The organism is Caballeronia sp. M23-90 (assembly GCF_053574605.1).
In genome coordinates this window covers 1-17,117 of record NZ_JBSIPA010000101.1, presented here as the reverse complement: position 1 = coordinate 17,117, position 17,117 = coordinate 1, and the positions used below count along the sequence as shown (strand labels likewise).

Here is a 17,117-nt window from a genome sequence, read left to right as displayed (position 1 = left end):
TGCCGTGGGCGATCCGACGCTCAAGATCGTCGCGACGCGCGTCGGTTCCGGATCGCAACTCGGCATTCTCGTGCCGGCAAATTCGAAGCTGCGCAGCGTCGCGGATCTCAAGGGCCGCACGGTGTTCGTATCGTCGGCGCGCGGCAGCATTTCGCAGTTCCAGCTTTACGGCGCGCTCGCCGAGGCGGGGCTCACGCGCAACGATGTATCGGTGAGATTCGTGTTGCCGGTCGATGCGTTCACCGCGTTTGCATCGGGGAGCATTGACGTATGGGCGACCTTCGATCCGTACTTCGGCACAGCCGTGCAGCATGGTGCGCGCGTACTGCGCGACGGCACGGGCATCAATAGTGGCTTGGGGTTTATCACGGCGTCGGGCGAGGCCGCAGCGAATCCTTTGAAGCGGCTTGCAATAGCCGATGTGCTGCAGCGGTTCCAGCGCGCGGGCGATTGGGCGATTGCCAATCCGGACGAATACGCGCGGGTGTATGCATCGCTGACCCGTCTTCCGCTCGATGCAGCCAGGACGATTACTGCACGATCCGCGCTGAAGCAGCGGTTCGTTGCGGACAACGATATCGCGGCGTTGCAGAAAGTGGCGGACAGCGCGTTTCGCGATGCGATCCTGCCGAGGCGGATCGATGTGCGGACAATCGCCGATACGCAGATTGCAAAAGCTTGAGGCAGGCAAGCGCGTGGAGGCGAGAGGGTCGGCCATCCACGCGGTGTTTTGTTCAATCCAACAAGTCGGGTTCCGCTTCAACCAGCCCTTCATACAAGCTCTGGAACGAGAACAAAGCACCGCCGGGGCGTCCCACGCGCTCGTGCGTCAACGCGGCGACATCGTGCGGAATGGGTTGCGGCGTGCCGGCCGCCTCTGCGAGCAATTGTGTGTGGCACGCGTTATCGAGCGCGAGATACCACCATGCTGCAGCTTCCACGGTCGGACCGGCAGTCAGGATGCCGTGGTTCTTCAGGATCACCGCTTTGCTCGTGCCGAGTGCATCGGCAATGCGGGCGCCTTCCCTGGTGTCGAGCACGACGCCCTGGAAATCATCGAATAGTTCGTGATCCTGATAGAACGAGCACGAGTCCTGTGTCAGCGGATCGAGCTTGCGGCCAAGCGTCGACCAAGCCTTGCCGTAGAGCGAATGCGTGTGGGCCGCTGCAACGATATCCGGGCGCGCTTCATGAATTGCCGCATGAATGGCAAAGGCGGCCTGATTGACGGGCCCCTTGCCAACGACGATCTCGCCTTCGCTGTTCACGAGCAGCAAGTCGGAAACGCGCATGCGTGAAAAGTGCCGGCCAAGCGGATTGACCCAGAAGTGATCGGTCCATTCGGGGTCGCGGGCGGTGATGTGGCCGGCGAGACCCTGGTCGAATCCGTATCGGGCGAACAGGCGGAATGCGCCTGCAAGACGTTCGAGCCGGTGGCGACGTTCAGCCGCGAGCGATACGGGCGGCGGGACTTCATCGAACCAGAATTTGCGGACGGGCGATGCGTGGAGCGCGAGTTCGGGTGTGGCGCGGAGGGTGCTCATTATTGAATTTCCTTTGGCGGTCGAGCCGGGAGTCGGCTACCCGGTGGATTGCTCCAAAGGCTAACATTCGCGCATTCGAGGGTTAAATATCAAATGCAGATAACCATATCGAATGTGCATGATTGAGGGGTGCCCTAGGCGTCCAGCACCACGACCGAGTTTTCGCCCTGATCTGTTTTCGCGGGAATCGCACTGCAGATCAGTGCGTGTCCCGGTTCGACCTCTCCCTCGCAGGGCACGGGATACGCCACATCGCCGGAAAGCAGGCGCGTGGAACATGTGCCGCATACGCCCGATCTGCAATTCGATGCCACCGCCACGCCGTTTGCTTCGGCGAAGTCGAGCAGGCTTCCATCTTCGGGAGACCATTGCGCGGTCTTTTGCGATCGCATGAAAATGACCTTCGACATAAGCTCAGGATCACGGACCGGGACAATAGGTGCAACTGCTGCGGACCTTTCAGTTCGCTTGACGCTCGCGGGTCCGAACGCTTCGAAACGGATCCGGTCGTCGGCCACGTTCAGCGCGCGCAAGCCGGTGTACAGGTCTTGCATGAAAGCAGCCGGACCGCAGAGGTAGAAGTCGTAGTCGCCGAATGGCAGCACACTCCTGAGATAGTCGATATCCACGCGCTGCGCATCGCGAAGATGAATCGAGAGCTGCGGAAACGCCTGCGCTGCGGCATCAAGTTCGTCAGCGAAGGGGCGATCGATTGCCCGGCGCGCGCCGTGGATGAAATACACATGCTCGGGCTGGGTACGGTCGTTGTTCGAAAGCACGCTGTTGAGCATCGCGATCATCGGTGTGATGCCAATTCCCGCCGATACAAACACGATCGGACGCGAGCTCGTTCGATCGAGCACGAACGCGCCACCCGGCGTCTTCGTTTCCATCACGCTGCCCGCATCGACATGCTCGTGCAACCACGTCGATGCCACACCTTCACGCTTCACCGTGATCCTATAACGCTTGCCGTCATGCGCATCGGAAAGCGTATAGGTTCGGATCAGCGGCGCCGCGAGCCCGGGAATGTTCAGCCGGATCGGCAGAAACTGGCCAGGCGCAAAAGACGCGAGCGGCTCGTCATCGGTGGGCTCGAAATAAAACGACTTGATGCCGGGCGCTTCGTCGCGAACCTCGGCGACGTTCAGCGTGCGCCACGCGCTCGGTGCTTTCGTCCAGCTCCCTGTCTTCGCCAGTTGCGGCGCGTATTGCACGCCCGACCAACGCAACGGCAAAGCGCTGCGCGTGCGCCGCACTTCACGCACCCGCCAGCGGATGAGGCGCTCCGCGCCCTCGAATGATTCGAGATCCTTACCTTCCCAGATCACTTCTGCATCCACGGCCAGATACAGCAGGTCGCCGCTGACGAAGTCGATCACGAGCAAACCCGCGCGCGGATCACGCATCAGATTACCGATGGTGTTGAAGAACAGGTTGCCGCTGAAGTCGGGGGTGGTGAGCGCGTGCTTGCTGTCGATACGAATGAACCCCGGCTTGCCGCCCCGATGCGACACGTCCGCGCCACGGCCGATACCCGCATCGTCCGATGTATTCGCGCTCGCGATAAAAAACGTGTCCGCGTTGGCAATCAGTTCGCGATCGGCGTCGCTCAGATGATCCGTGATGACAGGCGCCTCGTCGTCACGCGCCTGCTTGCCGAAATCAATGGGCGTCGGCGTGCGGCTTTGAATGTATTTTGCACAGTTGCCATAGCTCTGACTGACGGCCACGGTGATCGCATTTTCGTCGACGGACGTGACCACGCCATTCACGCGATTACGCCTGCGCGTGGCGGGCTGAATGCCGAGGCCACCCAGCAATGCGCCCGCTTTCCACGCGCTTGCGAGAGGGTCGCCTTTCAGGCTGTGGCCCGCGATCCGCAACGTGCGTTCATCGGGCGTGGACACAAAGCCCGGTTCACCGATACGCAATGTTGCCCACGGTTGTCCCGCAGCATCGATGCCGCCCAGCACCATGAATGGCTGCTCTGCAAAGAATCGCCGATGCTGCTCGGGCATGTAGTCACGAATTCCACGACGCGCATTGACGTCCATGCGCTCACGTACCCCCGCTAGTTCCTGTGCCGCCAGTTCGCCGGCGTGAAAGGGCGATTCAACAGCGCTCCAGCCTGCAGGCGGAGCGGCGACAAGGGTATCGGACATGGGCGTTCACCAGTTGGTGGATGGTACGGAGCAATCAGTCGGACTCGGCAAGCAAGCCGGCCTTCGAGGCAGGCATACGCAGGAAGCGCGGCAGCGCTTCGACGCGCTTCAACCACGCGCGCAGATTGGGATATGGATCGAGCGAAATGCCGCCTTCGGGCGCATGAGCGATGTACGAGTAAGCCGCAATATCCGCGATGGTCGGTGTTTGCCCCACGGCGAACGGCTTGTCACCAAACTCGGGCTCGATGATCGCGAAGAGATCTTCTGCAATGCGCATCGCCCCCGCGTGATCGCGCGGTGCGCCGAACACGGTGACGAGACGCGCGGCACAGGGTCCATACGCGATCTTGCCCGCAGCGAGCGACAACCAGCGCTGAACGGCTGCGGCACCGACGGGATCTTCAGGCAGCCACGATGCATCGCCGTACTTTTGCGCGAGATAGACGAGGATCGCATTCGAATCTGTCAGAACAATGTCGCCGTCCTCGATCACCGGCACTTCGCCGAACGGATTGAGCGCCAGATGGGCGGGCTTGCGGTTGTCACCCGCTTTCATGTTCAGTTCGATCGTCGTGAACGGCAGGTCGAGCAAGGTGAGGAAAAGCTTCACGCGATGCCCGTGTCCGGACAACAACGTCGTGTGCAAGCGGATCGGCTGATCTGGTTTGGTTTTGATGGCAGAAGGCATGGTCGGATCCTGGCGAATTGATTGATGAGTGAGTGTTCGTAGAATAGGCCGCCACGCGCGATGCGAGAAGACGGATAATCGTGGTAACACAATCCTTTTATAGTGGACAATCGAATGACCGACCTGAGCGGTGTGAACCTCAATCGGCTGGTGGTGTTCGCGGCGGTGGTCGAAGCTGGCTCGCTGACCGCCGCGGCCGACCGCCTTGGAATTGCGAAAACCATGGTCAGCACGCACATGCAGCGGCTCGAGGCGGAAGTGGGCGCCAGCCTGCTCGTGCGAACCACGCGACGCGTGAGCGTCACGGAGGCCGGCCAGGCGTTTTACGCAGCGAGCCGGCAGATCCTGAGCACAGCGGAAGACGCGATTTCGGCGCTCGCGCAAGGCTCCGGCGAATTGCGCGGCACGCTGCGCGTGGCAACGCCGATCGACTACGGGACGAACGTTATCGCGCCCATGCTCGTTGGCTTGCGCCGGACGCATCCGGAGTTGAAGGTCGAGCTGGTGTCTGCGGACAGGATGGTGGATCTGGTTGCAGAAAGCGTCGATGTCGCCATTCGCCTCGGAAGGTTAGCGGACTCGAGTTATCGCGCGGTGAAAATCGGCGGTTTCGTGAAGTGGCTGGTCGCGAGTCCCGAGTTCATCAGTACATGGGGGAAGCCGACTAAACCGGAAGCGCTGGCGAAGCTGCCGTTCGTGGCCATGTCCGCGTTGGTAAAACCATTGGTGGTATCGATTGAAAGCAGGCGAGGCGCCCGGCGTACTGTCCGCTTCAGCGCGGGCTTCTTCGCCGATACATCGCCAACGTGCCGTGCAGCGACGCTCGCGGGCGGGGGCGTTGCGTTTCTCACGGACTTCTCGATTGGCGACGATGTTGCCGAGGGACGGCTGGTGCGTTTGCTGCCGGAGTGGTCAGGGGCACCCGCGGGGATTCATGCGGTGTTTCCATCGGCGCGGCAACCGGTGCCGAAGGTGCGCGTGTTCATCGATGCGTTGAAGGCTGATCTTGCGGGCGGCGTTGACGTTGTATAGTCCGGAGCAGCGTCATCACATCACAGGAGCTTCGCCATGCCGTCCTCACCCCGTCGCGCGTTGATCGTCATAGATGTTCAAAACGAATACGTCTCCGGCAATCTGCTGATCGAATACCCGGACGTCAATGTATCGCTCGCAAACATAGGCCGTGCAATCGACGCTGCTAACCGCCATCACGTGCCCGTGGTCCTGATCCAGAACATCGCGCCTGAAACGTCGCCTTTGTTCGCGCGTGGATCGGCCGGAGCTGCACTGCACGACGTGGTGAGTTCCCGGCCGCACGCGCAGGTGATCGAGAAAGCGTTGCCGAGCGCGTTCGCCGGAACGAGTCTGGGCGACTGGTTGAAGACGCACGAAATCGATACGCTCGTAATCGCTGGCTATATGACGCAAAACTGCGATGACTCCACGGTGAAGCACGCGGTACACGCGGGTATGTCGGTCGAGTTTCTCGTCGATGCCACCGGTTCCGTGCCTTATGAAAATCGGGCGGGCTATGCAAGCGCCGAAGAGATCCATCGCGTGTTCACGGTCGTGATGCAATCGCGCTTTGCCGCATTGCTGTCAACCGACGAATGGATTGGCGTGCTCGAAAGTGGCGCTGCGCCCGTGCGCGACAACATCTACACGTCGAACCAGAAAGCACGGGCTCGCGGTTAACGTTTATTTCTCGCTCATCCACCATTTCGCCCTGGAGAAAAAATGAGACGTTTTCTTGTAGCTGCCACTTTAAGCGTGCTCGCCACAAGCGCCTTTGCGGATGCAAATAGCGAGACCTGTCAGCAGAAGCAGGACAGGATCAACCAGCAGATCGAATACGCGCAGGCGCACAACAATACTGCGCAACTAAAAGGTTTGCAGACGGCGCTGGATCAGGCCAAACAAAACTGTTCTGATGCATCACTGGAAAAGCGGCGTCAAAGCCGGATAACGAACGCACAGGCCAAAGTCAATTCACGGGAAGCCGAACTGAAAAAGGCGCAGGACAAAGGCGACGGATCAAAGAAGATCGCTTCGCGACAGCGCAAGCTGGATCAGGCACGTGAAGAACTCAAGCAGGCTCAGGAGCCAGTTGGTCCCTGATTAAAAAGAGAGCGTCCGGCTTTTCGACGGGCGCTCTTAAGTTTTCATGAGCGTTGATAACGTCGAGACGATCTCGCCGAATAGCGGCCGGTCGTCGGTCTTTTCGCTCAGACATCTGTTTTTCAATTCGATCAGCGAAGGGTCGACAGCGTCGCATCGATCGATCAGTTCTTCCAGCAGGCATCCATAAGCCCTCACTTCCAGGCGCTGCAGCGATTGAGCGTGCGGGCCTTGCGGGGAATAAAACGAAGCAGCGCCAAAGTCGCCCAGCAGGGCGGGACTCTCACCGCAATGCAGGATGTTGTGTGCGTAAAGGTCACCGTGCATGATCCCTTTCGCATGCAAATGACATGCAGCCGATGCAATGCCGTAGGCCATGTTCAACGCGGCCCATCGCGTGAAGCGGACATCGTCGGCGTACACATCGCGAGTGCAGGAATCAAGGCTTGGCGGACCCGCGAGACTACGGAACTCGGGATTGATCAGCGTCAGCACGAGCGCATCGGAGCCTTGCGGATGCGCGCGTACCTTCCCAAGTACCGAAATCAGATTCCCATGCTCACCCGCATTGATGCATGCCGCCATTTCGCAATGAGGCAATCCATCGCTGGTTACAGCGCCCTTGAACAATTTGACTGCAACCGGTTGAGCAGCACCATCGTTCGTGGAATACGATGCACGATAGATCACGCCGGAAGCGCCTTCCCCCAGGACATGTTCAAGCGTCAGGTCGCTCCATTCGACAGGGTTGATCGGCGTGTGAATCAGTGCGTCCGCTTCCAGCGTTTCGCTTAGCGGGTTGCCCGCATAAGCGAGCCACGACAAGCGCGGCATGGACGTGAGCCACGCAGGCAGTTCATCCAGCTGATTCGCGGCGAGCCGCAGCAGTTCGAGGCGCGAACAAGCAGCAAGCGCGGACGGCAGCGTCCGCAAGCGATTACCCGCCAGCATCAGCTTCTGAAGCTTCGTGCAGTTTCCTATCTCGGGCGGCAGCATTTCAACGTGGTTGTCGGTGAGGATCAGCCAGCGAAGAGTTGCCGGCAACGATGTACCCGCCACCCTGGCGATTTGGTTCGCCTTGAACCCGATCATGCTCAACTGCTGACACTTGCCGAGTACTTCGGGCAACTCGGTGAACCGGTTGTTCGAGCAGAAGATGATGCGCAGCTTGGCAAGCCGCGGAAGATCGTCCGGAAGCGACGACAACGCATTACCGGACAAGTCGAGTGATTCGAGTGTATCGGCGAGGTTGAAGATTTCGCGCGGAAACTCGGTCAGGCCACACGACATTTTCAATTGCCGCGTGCCTGCCGGTAGTCCGGCGCGTAGTTGTGCGAGCGTGGTGATCACAATGCGAGATCCGAGGTTGATGCCGTTCTTGTATTGCGGGATTCTACGGGGAAACGCTGAAGCGAACCGGCGTCAGGAATCCGCAGCAAGAATTTCGATCACAAAGTCGATAAACGCACGCACCTTCGCCGCCGGTAAATGCCGTGACGGATACAGCGCGTAAAGCGCAAACGCCTCGCCGGTCCATTCGGGCAGCAATTGCACGAGCCGGCCTTTATCGATGAGATCCTGCACGCCACTCGCCTTCAGTCGCGCGATGCCCGCGCCCGCGAGGCATGCGCCGAGCAGCGTGCCGGCGTCGTTCAAAAGCAGACGTCCCGATGTCTTCGCCGGAACAGTCTTCCGGCCCGATTTGTATTCCCATTCCATCGGTTCGCCCGTCAGCGAATTGCGCATCTGGATGCACGCGTGATCGATCAAGTCAGCGGGCGTTTCCGGCCGGCCATGCTTCCTGATGTATGACGGCGCAGCAACGGTCACGGTGCGTGTCTCCAGCAACTTGCGGGCAACCAGTGACGACGATGGCGGTTGTCCGAAGCGAACGGCAATATCGAATCCGTCGGCAACCAGGTCGCCGAGCTGGTCACGTGTAACCAGTTCAAGCGACAGTTCGGGATAGCGCTCAAGGAATCCGGCGAGATGCACCGCAAGCATGCGTCGCGAAAAATACGCATCCACGTTCACACGCAAGCGCCCCTGCACGGCGGCGGACGCGCCAGCGGTCATGGTGACGGCGTCGCCAATGCCCGCAAGCAGCGGTCCTATCTCTTCGTAAAGCCGGCGGCCTTCGTCCGTCAGCATCACCGAACGTGTGGTCCGGTCAAGCAAGCGCACGCCTATGCTCGTCTCCAGTCGCCCGACCGCGCGGCTGACACCGGACGGCGATAAACCCAGCGCGTCTGCCGCGCGCGCAAAACTTCCGCCTTCGACAATTGCGGCAAGGACGCTGATATTGGCAAGCGTACGTCCATCGAAGCTCATGATTTATCCGGTTTTTAATTCGTGCTGAAAGGTCACTAATGAAGTGACACGAGGGCGATTCCCTCAATGATCGCGCACCCTTATGATGCACTCAATCGCAGACTATTCAAAAGGGAGTTCACCATGTACGCAATTACTGGCATCAGCGGCAAGGTCGGAGGCGCGCTTGCTCGGACGTTGTTATCGAAGGGTCTTCCGGTTCGCGCAATCGTGCGCGACCCGGGCAAAGCGCAGCACTGGGCATCGCAAGGATGCGAAAGCGCGCTCGCCGACATGGAAGACGTGGCCGCGTTGACGGCGGCGTTCAGAGGCGCGGACGGCGTATTCATTCTGCCGCCGTCGAACTTCGATCCGTCGCCGGGCTTTCCCGAGGCGCGTGTCGTGATCGATGCCGTCAAGGCTGCGCTGGAAGCCGCGAGACCGCGCAAGGTGGTGTGTCTTTCGACTATCGGCGCGCAGGCGAGCCAGTCGAATCTGCTCACGCAGCGCTCGTTGATGGAACACGCGTTGAGCCAGCTTTCCATGCCTGTGACGTTCCTCAGGCCCGGCTGGTTCATGGAAAACTCGGCGTGGGACGTAGCGTCTGCGCGCGATGAAGGCATCGTGCGAAGCTTCTTGCAGCCGCTCGATAAACCCGTGGCAATGATTGCCACAGCGGACGTGGGACGCGTGGCCGCGGAGCTGCTGCAACAGGACTGGACGGGAACGCGGGTCGTGGAGCTGGAAGGGCCGCATCGCGTGAGTCCGAACGACATTGCCGCAGCATTTGCAAAAATCTTCGGACGCGATGTCCGTGCTGAAGCCGTGCTGCGCGAAACATGGGGCGCGCTTTTCAGGTCGCAGGGCATGAACGATCCGATGCCGCGCATCCAGATGCTCGATGGCTTCAACGAAGGCTGGATCGAGTTCGAAGGCGCCCCGATCAAAGGCGAAGTGAAGCTGGAAACGGTCTTGCGCGAGCTTGTGCAAGCTGCGGCGGGATGATCAACTGGAAGTGGTTTCCCTCGCCATATCGATGAAAGCACGCAGCGCCGGCGACGTCCTTCGCTGGCGCGGGTAATACAACATGAAGCCCGGGTAATACGGGCACCAGTCCTCCAGCACGGCAACCAGACGGCCTTGATCGATGAGATCGCCAACGATCGCTTCCATGGAGAACCCGATGCCGATGCCATCCAGCGCGGCCTGCAATGTCCGCTCGAGCGTGCTTACCGTCACGCGGCCTTTGACATCGATCTCCAGCCGCGTGCCGTCCTTTTCGAATTCCCACTTATAAAGCCTGCCGCTTGGAAACCGGTGACGGATGCAATTGTGGCCGAGCAGATCGTTCGGATGATGCAGCGGCGGGCGTCCTTCCAGGTAATCCGGCGTTGCAATCGCAAGACCGCGCTGCGCCGGGCCGATCGGGACCGCGACCATGTCTTCGGGGATGGACTCCTGAAAACGGATGCCGGCGTCGAAACCGAGGCCGACGATATCGGCGAGGCTGTCATCTTCAACAATCTCCAGGGCAATGTCCGGATAAGCCGTCAGAAAGCGCGCCATGAGCGGCGCGACCACCAGCCGCGCCGCCACGTGCGACATGTTGAGGCGCAGCGTGCCGGTCGGCGTCGCGCGGAAGTTGTTCATCTCCTCCAAGGCGTCGCCGAGATCGTGCAGCACCGGTTGAAGACGTTCCAGCAGACGCTGACCGGCGTCGGTCAGCGCGACGCTGCGCGTGGTGCGGTTGATCAGGTTCACGCCCAGTCTTTCTTCCAGTCCGCGAATGGCGTAGCTGATCGCCGACGTGGACAGCCCCAGTTCGGCGCCGGCCTTGCGGAAGCTGCCGTGGCGCGCGACGGCAGCGAACGCGGACAAGTGCGAGAGGTTATCGGTAAGCATTGTGCAGGATTATTCAATGATTCATGCGGAAACTCAAGCTTGCGCACCACAAGCTGAGTGCCTATTGTGCATGTACGTTCAACAAAGCCACATAAGGACACCATGTTTCAAGCCCGAGGATATGCCGTTCATAGCGCCACCACGCCGCTCGTTCCTTTCAGTTTTACGCGCCGCGATACGGGGCCGAACGACGTTCGCATAGAAATCCTGTATGCCGGTATTTGTCATTCGGACCTGCATCAGGCGCGCAACGACTGGAGCAACTCGTTATATCCGATGGTGCCGGGACACGAAATCGTGGGACGCGTGGTCGAGGTCGGCAGCGATGTCCAGAAGTTCAAGGTCGGCGATTACGCGGGGGTGGGGTGCCTAGTCGATTCATGCCGGCAATGTTCGGCGTGCCGCGAGAACCTCGAACAGTATTGCGAGGAAGGCCCCACACCGACTTATAACGGGAAGGAACGCGGCAGCGAACAACTGACCTTCGGCGGTTATTCCGATCAGATCGTGGTGGAAGAGCGTTTCGTGGTGAAGGTGGCTGCGAACCTCGACTTGAAAGCGGTCGCGCCGTTATTGTGCGCGGGGATCACGACTTATTCGCCGCTGCGTCACTGGAAGGTGGGGCCGGGTCAGAAAGTTGGCGTGATCGGACTTGGCGGACTCGGACATATGGGCGTCAAGTTTGCGAAGGCGCTCGGTGCGCACGTGGTCATGATTACGACTTCACCGGGTAAAGGTCAGGACGCGGCGCGTCTTGGCGCTGACGAAGTGCTGATCTCGACCGATGCCGCCCAGTTGGCTGCGCATGCCGGCAGCTTCGATTTCCTGCTCGACACCATTCCGGTTGGGCACGACCTCAACCCCTACATGGCGCTGCTCAAGCGCGACCGGACCATGGCGTTGGTCGGCGTATTGACCGACACGGAGCCGCTTGCGGGCGTGAGTGTCATTATCGGGCGCAAGTCGGTGGCGGGCTCGGCAATTGGAGGCTTGGCTGAGACGCAGGAGATGATGGATTTCTGCGCCGAGCACGGCATTGTCAGCGACGTGGAAGTCGTGCAGATCCAGAGCGTCAACGAAGCGTATGAGCGCTTGTTGAAGAACGACGTGAAGTATAGATTCGTGATCGATATGGCTTCGCTCGCGGACGCTTGAATATAAGCATGAACAGACGACCGTAGGCACGCATGCAAAGGCCACGCACACGCGTGGCCTTTGTTTTTTTCGTTGCGCGTGATAGCTCTGCCCTTAATGCGCCCGCCCAGACCCCATTCCGCCTTATCCCACCGGTTCCCCCAGATTCAACATCAACCGGTTCGCCCATGCAAAAATGGCGATGGAATGAATCAGGTCGAAGATCTCATCGTCGTTCAGGCCAACGTCGCGCAGCGCCTTCAACTGAGCCGGCTCGACCTCGCCCGGCCTGAGCGTCAAATCGATCGATGCCAGCACGATCGCCTTCTCGCGCGGCGTGGTCCCTGCGGTGACAGGATCGTTGAACACCTGCTCGATCACATCATCGCGTTTGGCCAATTGCTCGAACCGCTGCGCATGCACCGAAGCGCAATACACGCAGCCATTGATGCGCGATACCACCGTCGACGCCAGTTCGCGTTCAGCGCGCGGCAATCCGCCGGGCGCGTACATGATCGCGTTGAACGCGGCCGAACGCTGCCGCAAAATCTCAGGCTGATGCACGAGGAACAGGTAGTAGTCGGACTCCTTCGCCTTCGGATGGCTTTCTTCGAGCACGGCAATTTGTTCGGCCGATGCATCGGCGAGTTGCACGACGTCCAGCCACGCGTCCCATCCGAGCACGCGATTGGTAAAGCCATGTGCTTCGATCAGACGGGTCATGCGGCCTCCGTGGCATTCAGCGCCTGCAGCGCGCGCAATCCGGCAGTCAGGCGAATTTGATAGGAGAGGAACGCGATCAGTTGCGCGAGCGCGACCACGGCCGGCGTCGGGATGCCCGCAGCGGGAAGGCGTTCGAGCGCGGCCTTGTCGCCCTCGATGGGCGATTCGATCAGCGTGCGCGTGAAGACCAGCATTGCATGCAGCCGCGGTTCTTGTGTGACGATGGAACCCTGCGCGATCTGGTTGATCAAGGCGCGGTCCGCATCGATCGATGCAAGCCGTTCCGCGTAATGCGCGCCCAGTGCCGAAGCATTCGATAACGTGCACGCGTACAACGCCACGAACAAGCGATCACTCAGCAGTAGATCCGGCAGCGCCGGATCGAACAGCGCTTCGTAGCTGCGCTGGGTGGCATCGGCAACTTTCTCGCGTTTGTGCCTTATGGCATGGGTCGGCGTGCCCGGCGTGAGACCCGCAATCCGGTCGACAATATCCGTATCTGTCATGCTTGGTCCTTTGAGAGAGTGCTTGTAGCAGCGTTGAGGAAATTCAGGACCGCGCGCCACGATGCTTCATCGGCGTGCGCGTTTGCTGCGGGCCGGCCACCGCCCGTGCTGATGCGTCCCGACACGGGATGCGCATACACGAGTTGGGTGGTCGGTACGTAAGGGAACACGATGGCGTGGCCGGCTTCATCGAAGTCGAGATGGTTGACCGGGTACGCATGCTTCTGCTGCTCCAGCGTGTCGACGACCATGCGCGAATAGTCGGACGATGGCCATGATCCGTCGTCAGCGGCGGAAAGCAGAAGCACGGGTCCATCGATCTGTTCCACGCGAATCCGCGCGCGTTCCACCGCCTCCTGATCGCGCAAGGCGGTGCGAATGGCGCGTTCATGGCGGTGCGGCGGCGGTCCGTCATCGAAAGGCTTCCAGCTTGCCGTGCGATTGTTTTCCCATAGATGCGGCAGCGGCTTGCCATCGATCAACCACGCCGGGCCTTCGCGGCCCGTTGCGGGATCCGCGGCGTTTTGCGCGCTGTGGACCACTGCGCCAGGCACATAACCGATCACCGCCTTGATCCGGTCTGGATAAGTCGCACCGAGCAACAACGCAAGTTCGCCGCCGCGCGATTGTCCGCTGACTGCAATGAAGCCATGCGCGGGCTGCAACTCGCGGCTGATCCAGTCGAGCGCGCGGCGGAAATATTCGAGCGGCGTGTTCGAGATGTAATCGGACAGTCCCGGCGTCTTGAAGTAGCCAAGCGCAAGGGCGGCATATCCACGCGATGCATACAGCGCACCGCGCGGCTCATTGACGCCGCCGCCCGAGCCATTCAGCACGAGCACGACCGGATGCGGTCCCGGCGTTGCTGGAACGAACAGAGTCCCAACGCAACCGTCCTCGCGCATCTCGCGTCGTTGAACGCCCGGTGCCATCAGGCGTTGTGTCAACACGGCTTCGTCCAGGCACTTTCCATCGGCGTCGAAAACTTCGACGCGCGTGGTCAGCGCGTCGCCTGCATCCGCCGGGAACACCTCGCGCTTGCCGGTTTCAACAGGCGTTTGCGACCAGATCAGTCCCATCGGCGATACATCGCTGTAATCGCCTTCAACAGGTGCATCGCGCGAAAGGTCGATAACGCCATCCGCGTCCGCGCGATATACCGCGCGGCTCGTCCAGATCACGCCATCGCCGCGCGCAGTGTGCGTGCGCAACTCGGTCAACGTGTCCGCTTGCGAACCGCCAACCAGGATGCGGCGCGGTACGTCGATCAGGTCATCGGCCGGAGTGATCGTGATGTATGTCATGCCGGCCTCAATTGCCGATGCGCGTGACCATCATCGCGGTCGTCCGGTCGCTGACGGCCGGGGTCACCTTCAGCCCCTTCTTCGCGGCCCAGATGTTTTGATAATGGAAAAGCGGAATGATGCCCACGTCGTCACTCACCACCTTCACCGATCCGCGCAGGATCGCTTCGCGCTTGGCGGCGTCGAACTCGGCGGTCGCGGCATCGAGCGCGTGATCGACGGCGGGACTGCTATAGCGGCCCCAGTTCGATGAACCAATGCCCTTCTTTGCATCGACGGTGCCGAGGATGTTGACGAGCGCGTAGCTCGCTTCGCCCGTGCCGTTACCCCACGCGATCATGCTCATCGCGAACTCGTTTTTATTCGCCCGGCTTGCGTAAACCGCCCATGGCATGACCTCGACCTTCGTCTTCACGCCAATGCGCGTCCAGAATTGCGCGACGGCCTGCGCCGTTTCAGGTGCTTGCGGATAACGGTCGTTCGGCACGCTGAGCGTCAACTGGAAACCATCGGGGAAACCCGCTTCGGCAAGCAGTTTCTTCGCCTGGGGCGGATCGTTCGGGATGTCCTTGACATCAGGGTTATAACCAAAGGTCTTCGCCGGCATCCACTGGTTCGCGACCGTCGCCGCACCTTGCAGGATGCGGTCGGTGATCGCGGGACGATTGATCGCAAGGGACAACGCGCGGCGCACGCGTACATCGAGGAGCGGGTTTTTCGGCAGGGGCTTGCCGGCGTTATCGGTGATATAGGGGCTCGGTCCTTCGCGGAAACTCGGTTGAAGTAGCAGGACGCGCAGGCCCGGATACGCGTAGACGGAAACCTTCGGCGATTGCTTCAGGCGCGGCAAATCAGAGACGGAGACTTTGTCGATCATGTCGACATCTCCCGACAACAGCGCCGCCGTCCGGGCCGCCGCGTTGCTGACGTAGCGATAGTTCACCGTGTCCCAGAGCGGCTTCGCGCCCCAGTATGCGTCGTTGCGTTTCATCACTACGCGGTCCCCGGGCGTGTATGAGACGAACTTGTAGGGTCCCGATCCGACCATCGCGCGGCCGGCGTTGTAGTCTTCACTCGATGACTTCTCGCCCACATGCTTGCTGACGATATGCACGGATGTCAGGTTCAGCGGCAGGTCGGGCGTCGGCGTGCTCGTCTTGATGACGAGCGTGTACGGATCGGGCGCGGTCACTGACGCGACGGTGCGCAGATAACCCGCAAAGGTCGCAATGGTGCCCGGCACATTGCGCGCGCGCTGGTAGGAGTAGATGACGTCATCAGCGGTGAACGGCGTACCGTCCTGCCACTTCACATCATGGCGCAGCTTGAATTCCCAGGTATCGTTACCCGTCGCTTTCCAGCTCGTGGCGAGTCCGGGTGCGAGCACGTTGTCGTGGTTTTCGACCAGCAAGTCCCAGAAGTGCAGATCAACGGAACGGTCGCCCGCGTAGTTGTTCAACTGCGGATCGAGCGATGACAACGGATCGGCGAACGCAATATTGAGCGTCTGCGCGGATGTGGCCGAACTGAACAACGCCGCGCCGGCGAGGGTTACGCTCAGCGTGGAAAGGATCAGGCGATTCACGATGCAATTCCTTTTCTTGAAGTATGTTCTGGATTGAAGAATCATTGAGCGTCGTTCAGGTGACAGGCGCTGACGTGTTCGATGGCAATGCCGCGCAAGGTCGGGACTTCGGTCTTGCAGCGCGGCATTGCGTGCGGACATCGCGGATGGAAATGGCAACCGGATGGCGGCGCGAGCGGACTCGGCATTTCGCCGCGAATGGCGGTGAAGTGCTTCTTTCGCGCATCGATACGAGGAATTTCCGCAAGCAAGGTTTGCGTGTACGGATGGTTCGGACGCCGGAATATCTCTTCAACAGGCGCGCTTTCCACCACGCGACCGAGATACATGATCACCACGCGATCGGATAGTTGCTCGACCACACCAAGATCGTGGCTGATGAACAGATACGTGAGGTTCAACTGCTCGCGCAGGTCCATGAAGAGATTCAGGATCTGCGCTTGTATGGATACATCCAGCGCGGCTACGGCTTCGTCGCAGACGAGCATCGACGGATTGACTGCAAGCGCCCGCGCGATACCAATGCGCTGCCGCTGACCGCCGCTGAATTCATGCGGGTATCTGTCTGCCAGTGACGGATCGAGCCCCGCGCTTTTCAGTTGCGCAGCCACGTATGCGTCGAGATCGGCGCGTTGGACCATGCCGTGAATCAGCGGTGCTTCACCGACGATATCGCGCACCCGCCGCCTCGGATTCAGGCTCGAATACGGGTCCTGGAAAATCATCTGGATCGCAAGCCTGGCGGCACGCAATGCGTCGGGTGACATGGATTCGCGGTCGTGGCCGTCGACCATCACATCGCCTTCCGTCGGCGCGATGAGGCCCGAGACGATCCGGCCGAGCGTCGATTTTCCGCAGCCCGATTCGCCGACAAGACCGACTACTTCGCCGGGCTGTATTGCGAGATCGACGTGATCGACTGCACGCGTGATTGCATGCGGCGCGAGGAGTTTGCGTTCACGCAGCCAGCGCGCTGCAGCGTTGTCGTCGCGTTCGCCAAAGCGCTGGCTGACACCGCGCAGCTCGATGAGGCTCATGCTGTTGTCTCCGTGGGCACGTCGGCATGACGGCCCGGGTGGAAGCAGCGCACGAGATGCGTGCCATGTTCAGCGGCCTTCGCAGCAGGCGACGGGCA

The 17,117-nt window shown here is 60.6% G+C and carries 17 protein-coding genes; 6 read left to right on the top strand and 11 right to left on the bottom strand.

Annotation, left to right across the window (positions count from 1 at the left end; all coding sequences use genetic code 11):
• Positions 1–682 (top strand): ABC transporter substrate-binding protein (locus tag ACRXB1_RS12935; protein WP_449492230.1); only part of this gene is annotated, 682 nt, incomplete at its 5' end.
• A 52-nt stretch (positions 683–734) separates the two neighbouring features.
• Here ACRXB1_RS12935 and ACRXB1_RS12930 read toward each other — a convergent pair.
• From ACRXB1_RS12930 to ACRXB1_RS12920, 3 genes are all read right to left on the bottom strand, one after another.
• A complete protein-coding gene (locus tag ACRXB1_RS12930; RefSeq protein ID WP_449492229.1) occupies positions 735–1,544 on the bottom strand; it encodes a class II aldolase/adducin family protein in 810 nt (269 codons plus the stop codon).
• A gap of 134 nt (positions 1,545–1,678) precedes the next feature.
• Positions 1,679–3,709, bottom strand: a complete 2,031-nt coding sequence (locus ACRXB1_RS12925) for a 2Fe-2S iron-sulfur cluster-binding protein (RefSeq protein WP_449492228.1) — start codon at positions 3,707–3,709, stop codon at positions 1,679–1,681.
• A 34-nt stretch (positions 3,710–3,743) separates the two neighbouring features.
• Positions 3,744–4,400, bottom strand: a complete 657-nt coding sequence (locus ACRXB1_RS12920; RefSeq protein WP_062001113.1) for a glutathione S-transferase family protein — start codon at positions 4,398–4,400, stop codon at positions 3,744–3,746.
• Positions 4,401–4,514: 114 nt separating this feature from the next.
• Between ACRXB1_RS12920 and ACRXB1_RS12915 the strand changes: the two genes are divergently transcribed.
• From ACRXB1_RS12915 to ACRXB1_RS12905, 3 genes are read left to right on the top strand one after another with little or no spacing between them, the layout of a single operon-like run.
• A complete protein-coding gene (locus ACRXB1_RS12915; RefSeq protein WP_449492227.1) occupies positions 4,515–5,432 on the top strand; it encodes a LysR family transcriptional regulator in 918 nt (305 codons plus the stop codon).
• Between the two features lie 36 nt (positions 5,433–5,468).
• A complete protein-coding gene (locus ACRXB1_RS12910) occupies positions 5,469–6,095 on the top strand; it encodes a cysteine hydrolase family protein (RefSeq protein ID WP_449492226.1) in 627 nt (208 codons plus the stop codon).
• A gap of 42 nt (positions 6,096–6,137) precedes the next feature.
• Positions 6,138–6,518 carry a DUF1090 domain-containing protein gene (locus tag ACRXB1_RS12905; RefSeq protein WP_075360163.1) on the top strand — a complete coding sequence of 127 codons (381 nt, stop codon included), beginning with the start codon at positions 6,138–6,140 and terminating at the stop codon, positions 6,516–6,518.
• A gap of 36 nt (positions 6,519–6,554) precedes the next feature.
• Here the strand turns inward: ACRXB1_RS12905 and ACRXB1_RS12900 are convergent, their stop codons facing one another.
• Positions 6,555–7,868: a leucine-rich repeat-containing protein kinase family protein gene (locus ACRXB1_RS12900; protein WP_449492225.1), complete on the bottom strand. Its 1,314-nt coding sequence runs from the start codon at positions 7,866–7,868 to the stop codon at positions 6,555–6,557.
• A 72-nt stretch (positions 7,869–7,940) separates the two neighbouring features.
• Positions 7,941–8,849 carry a LysR family transcriptional regulator gene (locus tag ACRXB1_RS12895; protein WP_174362380.1) on the bottom strand — a complete coding sequence of 303 codons (909 nt, stop codon included), beginning with the start codon at positions 8,847–8,849 and terminating at the stop codon, positions 7,941–7,943.
• Positions 8,850–8,972: 123 nt separating this feature from the next.
• Between ACRXB1_RS12895 and ACRXB1_RS12890 the strand changes: the two genes are divergently transcribed.
• Complete coding sequence (locus ACRXB1_RS12890) at positions 8,973–9,833, top strand: NmrA family NAD(P)-binding protein (protein WP_174362381.1); 861 nt, start codon at positions 8,973–8,975, stop codon at positions 9,831–9,833.
• Here the strand turns inward: ACRXB1_RS12890 and ACRXB1_RS12885 are convergent, their stop codons facing one another.
• Positions 9,834–10,730 (bottom strand): LysR substrate-binding domain-containing protein, encoded by an 897-nt coding sequence (locus tag ACRXB1_RS12885; protein WP_174362382.1) that lies wholly within the window; start codon positions 10,728–10,730, stop codon positions 9,834–9,836. It lies immediately after the preceding gene.
• Between the two features lie 102 nt (positions 10,731–10,832).
• Here ACRXB1_RS12885 and ACRXB1_RS12880 point away from each other — a divergent pair, with 102 nt between their 5' ends.
• Complete coding sequence (locus ACRXB1_RS12880) at positions 10,833–11,885, top strand: NAD(P)-dependent alcohol dehydrogenase (RefSeq protein ID WP_174362383.1); 1,053 nt, start codon at positions 10,833–10,835, stop codon at positions 11,883–11,885.
• Between the two features lie 123 nt (positions 11,886–12,008).
• Here the strand turns inward: ACRXB1_RS12880 and ACRXB1_RS12875 are convergent, their stop codons facing one another.
• Genes ACRXB1_RS12875 through ACRXB1_RS12855 form a run of 5 tightly spaced genes read right to left on the bottom strand, consistent with a single transcriptional unit; the run spans position 12,009 to position 17,019 of the window.
• Positions 12,009–12,587: a peroxidase-related enzyme gene (locus ACRXB1_RS12875; protein WP_174362384.1), complete on the bottom strand. Its 579-nt coding sequence runs from the start codon at positions 12,585–12,587 to the stop codon at positions 12,009–12,011.
• A complete protein-coding gene (locus ACRXB1_RS12870; RefSeq protein WP_375507955.1) occupies positions 12,584–13,093 on the bottom strand; it encodes a CMD domain-containing protein in 510 nt (169 codons plus the stop codon). The genes ACRXB1_RS12875 and ACRXB1_RS12870 overlap by 4 nt, the downstream gene beginning before the upstream one ends.
• The gene (locus ACRXB1_RS12865; RefSeq protein ID WP_449492224.1) at positions 13,090–14,397 is read right to left on the bottom strand and encodes an acyl-CoA thioester hydrolase/BAAT C-terminal domain-containing protein; all 1,308 of its coding nucleotides are present in this window, start codon (positions 14,395–14,397) and stop codon (positions 13,090–13,092) included. The genes ACRXB1_RS12870 and ACRXB1_RS12865 overlap by 4 nt, the downstream gene beginning before the upstream one ends.
• Before the next feature lie 7 nt (positions 14,398–14,404).
• The gene (locus tag ACRXB1_RS12860; RefSeq protein ID WP_449492223.1) at positions 14,405–15,982 is read right to left on the bottom strand and encodes an ABC transporter substrate-binding protein; all 1,578 of its coding nucleotides are present in this window, start codon (positions 15,980–15,982) and stop codon (positions 14,405–14,407) included.
• Between the two features lie 41 nt (positions 15,983–16,023).
• Positions 16,024–17,019 carry an ABC transporter ATP-binding protein gene (locus tag ACRXB1_RS12855; RefSeq protein WP_449492222.1) on the bottom strand — a complete coding sequence of 332 codons (996 nt, stop codon included), beginning with the start codon at positions 17,017–17,019 and terminating at the stop codon, positions 16,024–16,026.
• Positions 17,020–17,117: the final 98 nt, after the last annotated feature.